Below are 16145 nucleotides of genomic sequence, written 5' to 3'. Positions count from 1 at the left end.
GCCGGCCGTGGCGTCGTCGGCGTTACGAAACCTGGACCACCGAGACGCCATGGTCGGCCAGCCCCAGCCCGACGTCGCTGCCCACCTCGAGCACCCGGCCCAGGTCCGACGAGACCACGAAGATCGGGCCCAGCTCTGTGTCGAAGGTGTATTCGTAGTTGCTTCCGAGGTAGGCCAGCTTGGCCAGGCGCGCGCCCAGGCCGGTGCCTGGCGGGCCGATGTTCCAGGCTTCGGGACGCACCGCGACCTTCACCGCGCCCTCGACCATGCCCTGCCTCGGCTTGATGCGCAGCGGCCCGAGCGACACGGTGCCGCCCGTGTCGGCCTTGGCAGGGAACAGCATCGCCTCGCCCATGAAGCCGGCCACGAATTCGGTGGACGGGAATTCGTACAGCGCCTGCGGCGTGCCGCGCTGCGCGATGATGCCGTGGTCCATGACGATGATCTGGTCGCTCACGGCCAAAGCCTCGCTCTGGTCGTGCGTGACATACGCCACCGTGAGCTTGAGCCGCTGCTGCAGCGAGCGTATCTCCTCGCGCATCTCGCGGCGCAGGCGCGCGTCGAGATTGGAGAGCGGTTCGTCGAACAGCAGCACGGCCGGCTCCAGCACCAGGGCGCGCGCGAGCGCGACGCGCTGCTGCTGGCCGCCGGACAGCTCGCTCGGCAGCCGCAGGTCGAAGCCCACCAGCCCGACATTGCGCAACGCGTCCACCGCCCGCGCGCGCGCCGTCGCCTTGGGCACGCCCGACATGCGCAGGCCATACATGACGTTCTCCACCACGTCCATGTGCGGGAACAGCGCGTAGCTCTGGAACATCATGCTCACGTTGCGGTCGGCCGGCCCGAGCGTGGTGACGTCCTTGCCATCCACCAGGATGGTGCCGGAAGTGGGCGCCTCCAGGCCCGCGATCATGCGCAGCGTCGTGGTCTTGCCGCATCCCGACGGTCCCAGGATGGTGGTGAGCGTGCCGCGCTGCACCTGGAAGCTGATGCCCTTGACGGCGAGCGGCGCTGACGGATCCGCGCTGTAGCGCTTGGTGACATCGCGGAATTCGATGCCTGCGTCCGATGAGCTCATGTCATTCCCTGGGTCGAAGTGAGTGCGGGTGCGGTCGCCGCCTTGCGCCGCCCGAGTTTGCGCTCGCCCACCAGCAACTGGATCAGCGCGGTGGCAGCACTCATCAGGACGATCAGCACGGTGCAGTAGGCGAGCGCCACGCCGTAGTCGCCGTTGCCGACGCGGCCGATGATGTAGGTGGTCGCCAGTTCATTCTCGGCGGTGACGAGGAAGATGACCGCCGACACCGTGGTGATGGCGCGCACGAAGCTGTAGACCAGCGCGGCCACAAGGGCCGGCTTGAGCAGGGGCAGCACCACGTAGCGCAGCGTCTGGATGCTCGATGCGCGCAGCATGATCGACGCCTCGTCCAGCGAGCGGTCCAGCTGCTTGAACGCCGCCGTGCCCGCGCGCACACCGACCGGCAGGTTGCGGAACAGGAAGCACAGCACGATGATGAGGCCGGTGCCGGTCAGCTCGAACGGCGGCACGTTGAACGCGAGGATGTAGCTCACGCCGAGCACCGTGCCGGGAATCGCGAAGGCCAGCAGCGCCGAAAACTCGAACAGGCCCTGGCCCTTGAACTCGGTGCGTGCGAGAAGATAGGCGATGAGCAAGCCGAGGCCCGCCGTCAACGGCGCCGAGATCGCAGCCAGCTTGATCGTCGTGAAGAACGAATTCCAGGCCGTGCCGGCCCACACCATCCCGAACTGGCCCCACTCCAGCGCGAACGCCGTGTTGAAGTGGTTCAGCGTGAGCGTGTAGTCGCGCCCCCAGGTCTGCACGAAGCCGCCGGCGAACGCGAACAGGTAGACCAGCAGCGTGAACGCGATCCATGGCAGCGCCACGCTGTTGACCACGAGCCGCACGCGCGGCGGCAACGCCATCGCCATGCCACCGTCGCCCTTGCCGCTGACGGTCGTGTAGTTCTGCTTGCCGAGCACGGCGCGCTGCAGCGCGAACACGGCCAGTGCGAACAGCGTGAGGATCCACGCCAGCGAAGCCGCTCGGCCCTGGTCGTACTGCGCACCGACGATGGCGAAGAAAATTTCCGTCGACAACACGGAGAACTGGCCGCCGACCACGATGGGGTTGCCGAAGTCGGCCATGCTTTCGATGAAACCGACGAGGAACGCGTTGGCCAGGCCTGGCGTGAGCAGGGGCAGCGTCACCGTCATGAAGGTGCGCTGCGGACTCGCGCGCAACGTCTGCGCCGCCTCTTCCAGGCTGGGCGCGACGCCTTGCACCACGCCCCGCATGATCATGAACGCAATCGGCGTGAACGCGAAGGTCTGCGCCACCCACACGCCGAACCAGCCGTAGAACCAGCGCGAAGGCGCGAGGCCGAACACCGATTCGAGCAACTGGTTCACGATGCCGGCGCGGCCGAACAGCAGGATCAGGCCGAGGCCCACGACGAACGGCGGTGTGATGATGGGCAGCATGGCCAGCACATTGAGCGCACGGCCGTACCGCTTGCCGGACCGCTCGGACATCAGGGCCATCAACGTGCCGAGCAGCGTTGTGGTGGTGGCCGTGAGCAGGCCGAGGAACAGCGTGTTCCAGGCCACGCCGCATCGCACGCCGCCGACCAGGCAGCTGAGGCCGAAGTTGCGTTCGCTCGCCACGCGCTCCCACAATGCGCCGGCAGCGAACTGCCCGTCCTCGGTCAACAGCGCGCTGGACAGCGCCTTGAGCACGGGGAACAGGATGAACACGGCCATCAGCGTTCCGCTGGCAACGACCGCCGCGGCAACGAACAGGTCGCCCTTGAAGTAGCCGCGCCGAGCGATGCCGAATGCCATGAGCACGACCAGCGACGCCAGCACGACGAAGCCGCCCCAGCCCATGCCGAACTGGTTGCGCGACAACTCTCCGAAAAGGCCAGTCAACGCTGCACTGCTCCAGCCCTTCGCGCCGATGAGAAAGCCCGAGAGGCCCAGCCCGCCGGCGCCGAGCAAGCCACCGGCGACGAGCAGCGCGCCTTGTGCGCGGCCGGGCGTGCGCATCGCCGCCAGCGCGCACAGCGCGAGCCCCACCAGGCCCAGCCAGAGCCACGGCCGGCCGTGAACGGCCGCCTGCACGATGCCGCTGGCGGCGTCGTCGCCGCCGAACACGCGCGGGATCGCAAGCAGCCCATTGCCGTCTTGCAGCGCATACCAGGGCAGTGCCACCAAACCAATCACGCCCAGGGCCAACCACAGCCACAACGCGGTGTTGGCCGAAGGCCGGCGGGCGGAGAAGAGGTCAAGCCCCGCCGGTGCGAGTTCGCCGCCCTGCGCAGACGAAGTCATGGACGCCTGCGCCTCGTCAACGCGGCAGGGAGTTGACGTCCTTTTCCCAACGCGAGATCAGGCGACGCCGCTCCGCGCTGGCGCCGTACTTCGCATAGTCGTAGTTGATGAACTTGATCTTCTTGAAATCGGGCACCCGCGCATCGACCTTGGCGGCCTTGTTGCTCGGCAGCTGGAACTGCTTGGCAGCGGCGGCCATTTCCTGCGCGCCCGGCGTCAGCGCCCATTCGTAGAACTTCTTGCTGGCCTCCAGGTTGCGGGAGCCCTTGATGATGCTCATGGAACCGATCTCGGCGCCTGTGCCGTCGGCCGGTGTGATGGTTTCAACCGGAAAGCCTTGCATCTTTTCGCCGGGGCCGTCGTGCACGAAGCTGATCGATACCGCCGTCTCGCCGCGCGCCACGGCCTTGATCGGCCCGGTGCCGGACCGCGAATAGGCACTCACGTTCTTGTGCAGGCTCTTGAGGTAGTCGAAGGCTTTCTCTTCGCCCATCAACTGCACCAGCGTCGCGATCATGGTGTACGCCGTGCCGCTGGACGCGGGGTTGGCCACCTGGATGTCGCCCTTGTACTCGGGCCGCGTCAGGTCGGCCCAGGTCTTGGGCACGGCCAGCTTCTTCTTGGCCAGCAGCTCCGGGTTATAGCCGAAGCCCAGCGGGCCGGAATAGATGCCCACGGTCTTGTAATTCGATTGCCTGGCCTGCTGCTGAGCCCATTCGTGCAGTTGCGGCAGCGAAGGTGACTTGTACTCGAGCGTCAGCCCCTGTTCGGCCGCCTGCAAGTGCGGGTCTCCCGTGCCGCCGAACCAGATGTCGGTCTTGGGGTTTTCTTTCTCGGCGATGAGCTGGGCCAGTGCTTCGCCCGAGCCCTTCATCGACACGTTGACCTTGACCCCGGTGGTGCGCGCATACACCGTGGACAGCATGTTGCACCACTCGGCCTGCACCGAGCAGATGATGTTGACTTGGCCCTGCGCGGCGGCGCCAAGCGAGAAGCCGGCCAGTGCGGCGGCAGCGAAATATTTCTTCATGATCGTCCCTCGGTCGTAACTGGATTACGTCTCAAGCATAGCGAGCGGCGCGGCCCCTCCATCTTGGGGGAAACACGCTGGGGAAATCCCGGATGCCGTCACCAGCAGGGGCCTGTTTTTCGTGTTTTCGTGAAACTAAGTTACATTACGCCTTCGTCCTTTCGTTTGACCTACCTCGACCATGAGCTTTGACCTCGTCTTGTTCGGCGGCACCGGCGACCTCGCCTGGCGCAAGCTGATGCCCGCCCTGTTCCAGGCCTTCCGCCACGGCACGCTGCCCGCCGGCGGCCGCATCATCGGCGTCGCCCGCGACGACCTGAGCGACGAGCAGTACCGCGCTTTGATTCGCGCGCGTTTCGACGAGGTCGATCTGGCCAAGCGACCCTCGCCCGAGGAGTTCGACCGCTTCGCCGCCCTGCTGCATTTCCTGCGCGTCGATCTATCGAAACCGCAGGACTACCAGCGCCTTGCCGCCGACCTGCGCGAACGCAACGCAGACACGGTGGTGATGTACCTGGCCACGGCGCCATCGCTCTTTACCGCCGCGTGCGAGCAGTTGGCCGCCGCGGGGCTCAACACGCCCAACACGCGCATCGTGCTGGAAAAACCGCTGGGCCACGACCTCGCTTCGAACCGCGCGATCAACGAAACGGTGAGACGCGTGTTCAGTGAGAAGCAGATCTTCCGCATCGACCACTACCTGGGCAAGCCCTCGGTACAGAACCTGTTCGCGCTGCGCTTCGGCAATTCGCTGTTCGAGCCGCTGTGGCGGCGCGAGACGATCGCCAACATCCAGATCACCATCGCCGAAGACCTCGGCGTCGAAAAGCGCGGCGCGTTCTACGACCAGACCGGTGCGCTGCGCGACATGGTGCAGAACCACGCGCTGCAGCTGCTCTGCGCCCTGGCGATGGAACCGCCCATCAACGCGCATGCCGACGCGATCCGCGACGAGAAGCTCAAGGTGCTGCGCTCGCTCAAGGCCTGGACGCCGCAGGCCCTGGCGCAGGATGTGATCCGCGGGCAGTACAGCGCCGGCAACGTCGCGGGTGAGCAAGTACCCGGTTACCGCAGCGAGCCGGGCGTGAACCCCGACAGCATGACCGAGACCTTCGTCGCGCTGCGTGCCGAGATCGCCAACTGGCGCTGGGCCGGCGTGCCGTTCTACATTCGCACCGGCAAGCGGCTGGCCGGGCGCGATGCGCGCATCGTCGTCAATTTCCGCCCCGCGCCGCATGCCATCTTCAACTCACCGCCCGGCGCGGCCAATCGCCTGGTGATCCACCTGCAGCCCAAGGACGGGCTGGAGCTGCACCTGCTGGCCCAGGGCCAGGACAACCGGCAGCAGAAGAACGCGGGCCAGTCGCTGTCGCCGGTGCACCTCGACCTGGACTTCGACAAGCGTTTCGGCTCCGGCCGCGTGGGTGCTTACGAGCGGCTACTGCTGGACGTGATCGATGGCCGCCTGAACCTGTTCGTGCGCAGCGACGAGCAGGAAGAAGCCTGGCGCTGGGTCGAGCCGATCATGGAGTTCTGGCGCAACGACAACACCGGCCCGCGCCCCTACGCGGCGGGCACCTGGGGGCCCAGCGCCGCCAGCGCGATGATCGCGCGCGACGCTTACTGCTGGAGTGAAGAATGTTAGCCCCCACGCTTCTCACTTCGTGTAGTGCGCTGCCCCCCGAGGGGGCTGTGCCGCCTAGGGGCGGCCCGTCGGCGGCACGATCATGTTAGACCGCATCAAGGCGTCCCTGCCCTCCCTCGCCCCCGCCGAACAGCGCGTGGGCAAGCTGGTGCTGAGCGATCCGCGCTCCTTCGCCAACCTGCCGGTGAGTGAACTGGCCGACCGCGCGCACGTAAGCAAGCCGACCGTCGTGCGCTTTTGCCGCAGCATCGGCTACGACGGCCTGTCGGATTTCAAGCTCAAGCTGGCCGGCACGGTGAGCGAGGGCGTGCCCTTCATCCACCGCAGCGTCGACGTCGACGACAAGACCGGCGACGTGCTGGTCAAGGTGATCGACAACACGGTGGCGGCGTTCCTCAAGTATCGCAACGACGCCTCGACCTTCGCGATCGAAAAGGCGGTGGAGGCGCTGGCCGCCACTTACAAGACGGGCCGCCGCATCGAGTTCTACGGCGTCGGCAACTCCGGCATCGTCGCGCAGGACGCGCAGCACAAGTTCTTCCGGTTGGGCGTCAACACCATTGCGTACAGCGACGGCCACATGCAGGTGATGAGCGCATCGATGCTAGGCCCCGGCGACTGCGTGGTGGTGATCTCCAATTCGGGCCGCACGCGGGACCTGATGGATGCCTGCGACATCGCCCGCAAGAACGGCGCGACCACGATCGTGATGACGGCCACCGGTTCGCCGCTCGCGTCGGCCGGGCATATCCACCTGGCGGCGGACCACCCGGAAGGCTACGACCGCTACAGCCCGATGGTGTCGCGGCTGCTGCACCTGATGATCATCGACGTGCTCGCAACGACCGTTGCGCTGCGCATCGGGCCGCGCTTGCAGCCGCTGTTGCGTGAGATGAAGAACAATTTGCGGAACAAGCGGTACGCCTGACGCGGGCGCTAAATCCGCCCTTCTTCCACCGCATGGCATGCGATGCGGATCCCTTCAATCTCCAGCAGCGCCGGCCGCTCGACGCGGCAACGCTCATTGGCGTGCGGACAACGCGGGTTGAACGCGCAGCCGCTCGGCGGGTTCAGTGGGTTCGGCACCTCGCCTTGCACCGGCGTGCGCGCGCGGCCCGTGTCGTGCATCTTCGGGATCGCATCCAGCAGCATGCGCGTGTACGGATGTCGCGGGTTGCCGAACAGCTGGTGCTTGCCTGACAGCTCCACCAAGCGCCCAAGGTACATCACGCCGACCTGGTCGCTCACGTGCCGCACGACGGCGAGGTTGTGCGAGATGAAGAGATACGTGAGGCCGCGCTCGCGCTGCAGGTCCTTCATGATGTTGAGCACCTGCGCCTGCACGCTCACGTCGAGCGCGCTGGTGGGTTCGTCGCACACCAGGAATTCAGGCTCGGTCGCCAGCGCACGGGCGATCGAGATCCGCTGGCGCTGCCCGCCGGAGAACTGGTGCGGGTACTTCACCATGTCGAGCGGCGACAGGCCCACCGACTTCAGCAGCTCGCCCACCTTGTCTTCCAGCCGCGCCGCATCGGTGATGATCTGGTGCTCCTTGAGCGGCTCACCGACGATGTCTTCCACCGTCCAGCGCGGGTTCAGGCTGGCGTACGGGTCCTGGAAGATCATCTGGATGCGACGGCGCAGCTGGCGGCCTTGCGGCGTCTTGAAAGTGGCGTGCGCGTCTTCACCGGCAAAGGTCAAGCCACCGCGCGTGGGTTCGTAGAGCCCGACGAGCAGCTTGGCGACCGTGCTCTTGCCGCAGCCGGACTCCCCGACGAGGGCCAGCGTCTGGCCCTTCGCGATCTCGAAGCTCACGCCATCGACGGCATGGAGTAGCTGGCGCGGCTTGCCTTCGAGCACGCGATTGAGCCATGGCGGCGAGACGTCGAAGGTCTTGGCCAGATCGGTAGCTTGAACCAGGGGATTCATCAGGCAGCCACCTTGACGTCATGCAGCCAGCAAGCCGCACGCGTCGCACCGGCTTCAATCAAATCCGGCCGTTCCACCAGGCAACGATCGAAAACGCGAGGGCAGCGCGGGTTGTACGCGCAGCCCTTCGGAATGGCGTTCAGCCGGGGCATGGCACCATCGATCTGGTTCAAGCGCTCGCGCTCGATGGCGATGTCGGGAATCGCCGCCATCAAGCCCATGCTATAGGGGTGCGCCGACTGGTTGATGACTTCGTGCACCGGGCCGACTTCCGCGATGCGGCCCGCATACATCACGGCGACGCGGTCGCAGGTTTCGGCGATCACGCCCATGTCGTGCGTGATCAGCATCACCGCGGCGCCCCGGTCCTTGCAGACGCGCTTGAGCAACTGGATGATCTGCGCCTGGATCGAAACGTCGAGTGCCGTCGTCGGCTCATCGGCCACGATCAGCTTGGGCTCGGCCGCCAGGGCCAGCGCAATCACGACGCGCTGCCGCATGCCGCCGGAAAACTGGTGCGGGTAGTGTTCGATGCGCTCGGCGGCAGCAGGAATGCCCGTGTCTTCCAGCAAGCTGATCGCGCGCCGCCGCGCTTCGGCGTTGCTCACCGGCAGATGGGCCTGGATGGTTTCCGTGAGCTGGCGCCCGACGGTGTAGAGCGGGTTGAGCGAAGTGAGCGGGTCCTGGAAGATCGCGCCGATCTTGCGCCCGCGGATGTGGCGCATCTGCTCGTGCGACAGGTTGTCGACACGCTGCCCCTCCAGCAGGATCTGCCCGGACGCAACGCGCCCCGGCGGCTCCAGCAGGCCGATGATGGCGGCACCCGTGAGCGACTTGCCCGCGCCGGATTCGCCAACGACGCCCAGGATTTCGCCCGGCGCGATGTCGAAGCTGATGTCGTCGAGCGCCCGCAGCGTGCCGTGGCGGCTGGGGAATTCGACGACGAGGTTCTGGACCTGGAGCAGTGTCATTAGCGGAGCCTTGGATTTAAGGCGTCGCGCAGCCAATCGCCCAGCAGGTTCACGCTCAAGGCGATCATCACCAGCATCAGGCCGGGGAACACCGTGATCCACCAGTTGCCCGAGAACAGGAACTTGTTGCCCACCTGGATCAGCGTGCCGAGCGAGGGCGAATTGGGCGGTGCGCCGACGCCGAGGAAGGACAGCGTCGCCTCGGTGATGATGGCCGTCGCCACCTGGATGGTCGCCAGCACCATGACCGGCCCGAGGATGTTGGGCAGCACGTGCTTGCGCATGATGCGAAGCGGCGTCACGCCGGTGACGCGCGCTGCCTGCACATACTCGCGGTTGCGCTCCACCAGTGTGGAGCCGCGCACCGTGCGCGCGTACTGCACCCAGCCTCCGCCGCCGGCGAGCGAGATCGACAGCACGAGCACCACGAACGCCACCAGCGTGCTCGCATTGGGGAACATCGCACGGCCCACGCCGGCGATCAGCAGCGCCACCAGGATCGCGGGGAAGGACAGGATGACGTCGCACACACGCATGATGATCGCGTCGAGGCGGCCACCGATGAAGCCGGCCAGGAGCCCGAGGCTGACGCCGATCAGCACGGACAGCACGACCGAGGCCAGCCCCACCAGCAGCGAGATGCGCGCGCCATACATGATGGCCGACAGGATGTCTCGGCCCTGATCGTCGGTGCCCAGCAGGTATTTGGCGCGACCGTCCTGCGCCCACGCGGGCGGCAGGAACGCGTCGCCCAGCTCCAGCGTCGCCAGGTCGAACGGCTGGTGCGGCGCGACGACGTTGGCGAAGACAGCGCAGAAGATGCACACGAACGCGACGACGGCCGCGCCCACCGCGACCGGTGAGGTGCGGAAGCTGTAGCCGACGTCGCTGTGCCAAACCCTGTGGAACCAGCCTCCTGTGGCGCCCGTCATCACTTGACCGTGATGTACTTCCACGGCATGCCGTTGTCCGGCCACTGAACGGCCTGCACACTCTTCTTGGCACCCCAGTTCAGCGCCTGCTGGTGCAGCGGGATGTGGCCGATGTCGTCCTGGTGCAGCTTGACGGCTTCACGGATCATCTCGTTACGCTTCTTCTGGTCGGTCTCGGAGGCGACCTTCACCGTCAGCTCGTCAACCTTGGGATTGCTGTAGGCGCCCAGGTTGAACTGGCCGCGTCCGCCTTCGCCCGGCGTGGACATGATCGGTGCCATCACGTTGTGCGCATCGACGGTGCTGGCCGTCCAGCCGAGCATGTAGAAGCTGGTGTCACGGCGCAGGATCTTCGGGAAGTACGTGCCCTTGGTCTCGGCGAGCAGGTTGATCTTCACGCCCACACGCGCGAGATTGGCCGACACTGCCTGACAGATGCCGGCGTCGTTGACGTAGCGGTCGTTGGGGCAGTTCATCGTCACTTCGAAGCCGCTCGGATAACCGGCCTCGGCCAGGAGCTTCTTCGACGCTTCGGGGTCATAGGGGAAGCGCTTGTCCAGCTCGGGCACGTAGCCGTTCACCTGCTTGGGGAACATCACCGCGATGGGCGTCGCCGCGCCGCGCATCACGGTGCGCTTGATGCCTTCGACGTCGATGGCCTGGTAGAAGGCCTGACGCACGCGCTTGTCCTTGAATGGGTTCTTGCCCTTCACGCTGGAAAAGAGCAGCTCGTCGCGCTTCTGGTCCATGCCCAGGAAGATCACGCGCAGCTCGGGGCCTTGCAGCACCTGCAGCTTGGAATCGGACTTGATGCGCTCGATGTCCTGCACCGGCACCGGCTCCATGATGTCGACTTCGCCGGTGACCAATGCGGCGACGCGCGTGGCGTCGTTGCCGATGACGTTGAACACCACCTCGTCGACGTTGCCTTCGACCTTGCCCCAGTAATTGCCGTTGCGCACGAAAGTGGTCCGCACGTTCGGCTGGCGCTCGCGCAGGCGGTACGGGCCGGTGCCGTTGGCGCGGAACGAGGCGGCGTTCTCGATGCCCTTGCGGCGGTCCACCGGCTTGGTGGCCTGGTTGGTCTCGCACCACTTCTTGCTCATGATGTTGAAGTGGGTGAACAGCTCGGGCAGGATCGGGAACGGCGACTTGGTCTCGATGTCGATCGTGTGGTCGTTGACCTTCCTGATCTCCTTGATGATGCCGACGTAGGTCTGCACGTCGCTGCCCGGGTCCATCGCACGGGTGTAGCTGAAGATCACGTCGTCGGCCGTGAACGGCGTGCCGTCATGGAATTGCACGCCCTTACGCAGTTCGAAACGCCACACCGTCGGCGCGGTCTGCTTCCATGACGTGGCGAGTGCGGGCGCGAGCTTGAAGTTGCGGTCGCGCATCACCAGCGGTTCGTAGATGTTCTCCGTCACCGTCAGCTGCAGCGACTCGTTGAGAGACTGCGGGTCCATCGACAACGCGTCGCCCTGGTTACCGATCTTGAGCGTGACGGCGCCGGCGCCGAAGCTGGCCGTGGCCAGTGCGGCCATGAGCAGGGTGGGATTGAATTTCATCGTGAACTCCTCTGGAAGAAATACGTTTGAATCAGGCGGTGAGTGGCATGCCCTGCTCGATGAGGCTCGCGTGCAACGCGGAGCCGAGCGGCAGAATGTCGTCGTTGAAGTCGTAGCGGGCGTTGTGCAGGAAGCAGTTGCCTTCGCCACCCTGCCCGATGCGCAGGTACGCGCCGGGCTTGGTCTGCAGCATGAAGGAGAAGTCCTCGGCGCCCATGCTGGGCTCCATGTCACGGTCCACGTGTTCGGGGCCGACCAGGCCCTCGGCCACATCGCCCGCAAATTTCGCTTCAGCGGCGGAGTTGGTGGTGGCCGGATAGATGCGCTCGTATTGCACCGTTGCCGTGGCACCCATGCCCAGGGCCACGGCGCTGCACAGCTCGCTCAGGCGCCGCTCGACCAGTGCCTGCACCTCCGGATTGAAGGTACGGACGGTGCCGACGATGGTGGCCTTGCCGGGGATGACGCTCATCGCGTGCAGGTCGCCGGCCTGCACGGCGCACAAGCTGATCACGGCTCCGTCGATCGGCCGCACATTGCGCGAGACGATGCTCTGCACCGCCGTGATGATGTGCGCCGCGACCAGCACCGGATCGATCGCCAGGTAAGCATGCGCGCCATGGCCGCCCTTGCCGGTGATCTCGATGGTGACCTTGTCGGCCGCGGCCATCATCGGGCCGGGATTGAGGCCCACGGTGCCGGGCTTCATCTGCGGCCAGTTGTGCATGGCATAAATGGCCTGGACCGGAAAGCGCTGGAACAGGCCGTCCTCGATCATCTGCTTGGCGCCCGCGAAGCCTTCTTCGCCGGGCTGGAACACGAGCACCGCAGTGCCATCGAAATTGCGGGTCTCGGCCAGATAGCGCGCGGCCCCCACCAGCATCGCCGTGTGGCCGTCGTGGCCACAGCCGTGCATCATTCCCTGCTTCGTCGACTTCCAGGAGAAGTCGTTCTGCTCGACCATCGTCAGCGCGTCCATGTCGGCACGCAGGCCGGTCATGCGGCCGCTCGCCGTGCTTTTGCCCTTGATCACCGCGACCACGCCGGTCTTGCCGATGCCTGTGTGGATCTCGTCGACGCCGCACAGCTTCAGCGCTTCGTTGACGCGGGCCGAGGTGTACACCTCCTCGAAGCCGAGTTCGGGGTGGGCGTGCAGGTCGCGCCGCAGCGCCGTGAGCTCCGGGTGGAACTGCGCGATGTGCGCGAAGGCGCGGCCGTTGGCCCTGAGTCGAGGAGCGAGCATCAATGTCCTTTCGCGCTGGCAACTCGCAGGCGCGGATCGACCGCGAAGTACAGCAGGTCCACCACCAGGTTGATGATGACGAAGATCAGCGCAATGAGGCACAGGTACGCGGCCATCACCGGAATGTCGGCGAAGGTCACGGCCTGGATGAACAGCAGGCCCATGCCGGGCCACTGGAACACCGTCTCCGTGATGATGGAAAAAGCGATCAGCGTTCCCAGTTGCAGCCCGATGATGGTCATCACCGGCACCAGCGTGTTCTTGAGCGCGTGGCCGAAGTGGATGGCGCGGTCGGGCAGGCCGCGCGCCCGCGCGAACTTGATGTAGTCGGTGCGCAGCACTTCGAGCATCTCGGCACGCACCAGGCGCATGATGAGCGTGAGCTGGAAGATCGCGAGCGTGATGGCCGGCAGCACGATGTGGTGCCAGCCGTCGATGGTGAGCAGCCCGGTGTTCCACCAGCCGACCGACACGACCTCGCCGCGGCCGAAGCTCGGAAACCAGCCCAGCACCACGGCAAACACCAGGATCAGCAAAATTCCGATCAGGAAAGTGGGCAGCGAAACGCCAAGCAAGGACAGGGTGAGGAACACCTGGCTCATGAAGGTGCCGCGGCGCAGCGCCGCGTAAACGCCCATCGGGATGCCGACCAGCACCGCGACGAAGGCTGCCACCAGCGCCAGCTCCAGCGTGGCCGGGAAGCGCTCGCTGATCAAGCGCGAAACCTTGGCGCCCTGGCGCAGGCTCAAGCCGAACTCTCCCTGCGCAGCGTTGACGAGGAAGTGCCAGAACTGCACGAAGAAGGGCTGGTCGAGCCCCAGATCGGAGCGCAGCTGCGCGATCTGGTCGGGTTTGGCGTCCTGGCCCAGCAGGAAAACGATCGGGTCGCCGACGTACTGGAACAGCATGAAGGCGATGAACGCCACTGCGACCATGACGATCACAGCCTGGAACAGGCGGCGCAGGACGAAGGCGAACATCGTGTGATATTGAGAGTCAGATCTTCAGCTCTGACTCCTACTGTTTGAAGGCAGTAAAGCGACAGGCGATGCTAGCAGAGCAAGGCCCGCGCCGACACAGGGATTTCCTTCAGGCTTAAAGAATCGGACACGGCCGCATCGCGCGGGCCGTCACTGTCGCAGATGCGTCAGCGGGTCAGCGTGGGCTGGCCATCCAGCCGCACCGGCCCGTACCAGGCCTGGGTGGTGCTGCGCGTGTTGTCACTGTCGGACATGATGCCGATGCCCACCAGTGCGCCGGGCGCTTCGCCGAACGCGCGCTCGTAGTCGGCGCGGATGTCGCGCTCGTAATCGAGCCACTGGTTCAACTTGCGGGCGCCGGATTCAACGACCACCGTGCGCACACGCGCGGTGCGCGGGCTCGTGATAACGGTGCCGGGCTCGCGCTTGTTGCACCACACGTACATCAGCGTCGCGTAGGGCATTTCCTCGCCGGTGATGCTGCGAAGGAGTTCGGACATCATGGAATCGCGCGCGGAGAAACGCGAGCGATCGCCTTCGAAGAACAGCACCACGCGCACCGGCGAATCATCGGCATCCCGCGAAGCCAGGTCCGCGCCCGCAATGAGCTGGGGCACTTTCCATGAAAAGCGGACACCCGCCAGTTGCGTGGGTTCGATTCGCACTTTGGTGCGAAGCATGCTCGCGGAAGAGGCGGCCAGCACGGCGAGGGCATCACGGCCGTCCTTACGCGCATAGTTGAAGCGTGTCGGCGATTTGCCGGGAAAGGCCTGGTGCTGCCACCCGGCATCGGGGGCATGGTTTGGCAATGCCGGCGCATGCCCCGTCGACTGCGCCGCCCACGGGCTCCCGCGGAACGTAACGCCTTCACCTTGTTGGGGATATGACGCACATCCAGCCAGCGCCGACGCAACGAGTGCGCACAGCCCGGCCTGTCCAATCCAGCGGCAAATCATCGAATGAGTCCCAACGTTCTCTTAGCCCGACTCGACCATAGCGGAAATGCCCCGATCTGGGCAGGGAGCATTCCCCATAAAAAAAGCCGCCCGAGGGCGGCTTTTTGAGCTTGTTCATCCGAAGCTGGCACAAGGCCAGCTGTGGGATTAGAACGAGTGACGCAGGCCCAGGTCGAAACCGCTGGACGAGGTGTTCGGGCCGGTCGAGGCGCCGTTCAGGGCTTGGGTTGCGCCGCCGCTGTTCTTCACGCGAGCGACCGTGGTGTACAGGGCCGTGCGCTTGGACAGGTTGTGGACGTAGCCCAGAGCCAGCTTGTTGGTCTTGGCATCGGACGGGCTGAACTTGTAGGTCGAAGCAGCGACGCGGATTTCGCCAGCGCCAACCGGCACCAGAGCACCGATGACGCCACCCTTGCCGGTCACGGTGGAAGCGGATTCCACGCGGTCACGGCTGTACTGACCCATCAGCTTGGCAACGCCGAAGTCCCATTGGCCGCCGACGTTGACCGTCTTCAGGTCGCCAGCGGCGTACTTGGTGCGAGCCAGGGCCAGAGCCACGTTGAACGGGCCGTTGGCGAAGCCGACGCGAGCGCCCATGCCGGTGCCGTCGTCTTCCGTTGCGGCGCCGTTTTGTGCGTTTTCACCCATGTAGTACTGGACTTGGCCGTAGAAGCCGCCCAGCTTACCCGGCAGGAAGTAGCCGATGCTGTTGGAAGAACGAACGTTGACCGCGCCGGTGAGGGCCGAATTCGAGTTCAGGACCTGGCTGGTACCCACGCCGTTGGTGCCGAACGGATCGAACACGGTCAGGTTCCAGAATTGCGGGTTGTAGTCACGACCCAGGCGCAGTTCGCCCCAGCCGCCGGCCAGGCTGACCGTCGAACGACGATTGAACGTCAGGCCTTGACGACCGGCAACAGCAGCGCCGGCGCCAGAAGCTTGGTTGTTCGAGTTCGTGCCAGCGCCTTGGCCGTCGTCGTTCGACAGGCCGGCTTCCAGCCAGAACGAAGCGGACATGCCGCCGCCCAGGTCTTCCGTGCCACGGAAGCCCAGACGCGAGCTGTTGTAGCCCGAGTTGGTCAGCTGGGTCTTGTCGGCGATGGAGCCCGAACCGTGGGCGATGGTGGCGTCAACGATACCGAACAGCGTGACGGAAGATTGGGCAGAGGCGAAGCCGGCGAACGATGCCAGCGCGGCCAGAGCAATCAGGGACTTTTTCATGCAAGTTTCTCCAAGGTTAAACATAGGGCTCCGGTGCGAAGGGGTCACGTAATGCAGGCACTCTTGTGCTCCCGCCGGATCCCCGGGCCAACCTCCTTTTGGAAGGTTGTCGTTATTGCACCAGAGGGGCATTCCTTTCGCAAAGGATTTAGCCGTCGAACTGGCGTTTCGTTGCACCCCGACAACACAAACGAACTGCTCAGTGGAATGCACACAACAACGCCGGGCGATCTTTCGGATGGCGAAAAAACGCGGGCAAACCCTGAACGGGCAGTACAACGCAGGAATTACAGCCTCTTTGCGGTGCGAGGTCCTCTAA

General features: G+C 65.5%; 13 protein-coding genes. 2 read left to right on the top strand and 11 right to left on the bottom strand.

The window, feature by feature from the left end; genetic code table 11:
- Positions 1 to 22 precede the first annotated feature (22 nt).
- From EEB15_RS00955 to EEB15_RS00945, 3 genes are read right to left on the bottom strand one after another with little or no spacing between them, the layout of a single operon-like run.
- A complete protein-coding gene (locus EEB15_RS00955; RefSeq protein ID WP_141507656.1) occupies positions 23 to 1078 on the bottom strand; it encodes an ABC transporter ATP-binding protein in 1056 nt (351 codons plus the stop codon).
- On the bottom strand, positions 1075 to 3351 hold the full coding sequence (locus EEB15_RS00950) for an iron ABC transporter permease (RefSeq protein WP_141507655.1): 2277 nt from the start codon (positions 3349 to 3351) through the stop codon (positions 1075 to 1077). Before EEB15_RS00950 ends, EEB15_RS00955 begins: the two co-directional genes overlap by 4 nt.
- Before the next feature lie 16 nt (positions 3352 to 3367).
- Complete coding sequence (locus EEB15_RS00945; RefSeq protein WP_141507654.1) at positions 3368 to 4381, bottom strand: ABC transporter substrate-binding protein; 1014 nt, start codon at positions 4379 to 4381, stop codon at positions 3368 to 3370.
- A gap of 181 nt (positions 4382 to 4562) precedes the next feature.
- Between EEB15_RS00945 and zwf the strand changes: the two genes are divergently transcribed.
- Together zwf and EEB15_RS00930 are read left to right on the top strand one after the other, a co-directional pair.
- Entirely contained in the window at positions 4563 to 6026 is a 1464-nt protein-coding gene (gene zwf / locus EEB15_RS00940) for a glucose-6-phosphate dehydrogenase (protein WP_141507653.1), read from the top strand.
- An 82-nt stretch (positions 6027 to 6108) separates the two neighbouring features.
- Positions 6109 to 6954, top strand: coding sequence for a MurR/RpiR family transcriptional regulator (locus tag EEB15_RS00930; protein WP_141507652.1), 846 nt, complete (start codon positions 6109 to 6111; stop codon positions 6952 to 6954).
- Positions 6955 to 6962: 8 nt separating this feature from the next.
- Here the strand turns inward: EEB15_RS00930 and EEB15_RS00925 are convergent, their stop codons facing one another.
- The 8 genes from EEB15_RS00925 to EEB15_RS00890 all read right to left on the bottom strand — a co-directional run bounded on the left by EEB15_RS00925 (position 6963) and on the right by EEB15_RS00890 (position 15826).
- On the bottom strand, positions 6963 to 7955 hold the full coding sequence (locus tag EEB15_RS00925; RefSeq protein ID WP_141507651.1) for an ABC transporter ATP-binding protein: 993 nt from the start codon (positions 7953 to 7955) through the stop codon (positions 6963 to 6965).
- Positions 7955 to 8926 (bottom strand): ABC transporter ATP-binding protein, encoded by a 972-nt coding sequence (locus EEB15_RS00920; RefSeq protein WP_141507650.1) that lies wholly within the window; start codon positions 8924 to 8926, stop codon positions 7955 to 7957. The genes EEB15_RS00925 and EEB15_RS00920 overlap by 1 nt, the downstream gene beginning before the upstream one ends.
- Positions 8926 to 9858, bottom strand: coding sequence for an ABC transporter permease (locus EEB15_RS00915; protein ID WP_141507649.1), 933 nt, complete (start codon positions 9856 to 9858; stop codon positions 8926 to 8928). The genes EEB15_RS00920 and EEB15_RS00915 overlap by 1 nt, the downstream gene beginning before the upstream one ends.
- On the bottom strand, positions 9858 to 11426 hold the full coding sequence (locus tag EEB15_RS00910) for an ABC transporter substrate-binding protein (protein WP_141507648.1): 1569 nt from the start codon (positions 11424 to 11426) through the stop codon (positions 9858 to 9860). The genes EEB15_RS00915 and EEB15_RS00910 overlap by 1 nt, the downstream gene beginning before the upstream one ends.
- A 31-nt stretch (positions 11427 to 11457) precedes the next feature.
- On the bottom strand, positions 11458 to 12669 hold the full coding sequence (locus EEB15_RS00905; protein ID WP_141507647.1) for a M20 aminoacylase family protein: 1212 nt from the start codon (positions 12667 to 12669) through the stop codon (positions 11458 to 11460).
- Complete coding sequence (locus EEB15_RS00900; RefSeq protein ID WP_141507646.1) at positions 12669 to 13649, bottom strand: ABC transporter permease; 981 nt, start codon at positions 13647 to 13649, stop codon at positions 12669 to 12671. The genes EEB15_RS00905 and EEB15_RS00900 overlap by 1 nt, the downstream gene beginning before the upstream one ends.
- Before the next feature lie 167 nt (positions 13650 to 13816).
- On the bottom strand, positions 13817 to 14458 hold the full coding sequence (locus EEB15_RS00895) for a DUF3047 domain-containing protein (RefSeq protein ID WP_233259292.1): 642 nt from the start codon (positions 14456 to 14458) through the stop codon (positions 13817 to 13819).
- A gap of 294 nt (positions 14459 to 14752) precedes the next feature.
- Entirely contained in the window at positions 14753 to 15826 is a 1074-nt protein-coding gene (locus EEB15_RS00890) for a porin (RefSeq protein ID WP_141507644.1), read from the bottom strand.
- Positions 15827 to 16145: the final 319 nt, after the last annotated feature.

The organism is Ramlibacter sp. WS9 (assembly GCF_003797765.1).
Lineage (GTDB): Bacteria > Pseudomonadota > Gammaproteobacteria > Burkholderiales > Burkholderiaceae_C > Ramlibacter.
The sequence above is the reverse complement of the archived record's forward strand: the minus strand, read 5'-3'. Positions and strand labels throughout refer to the sequence as shown.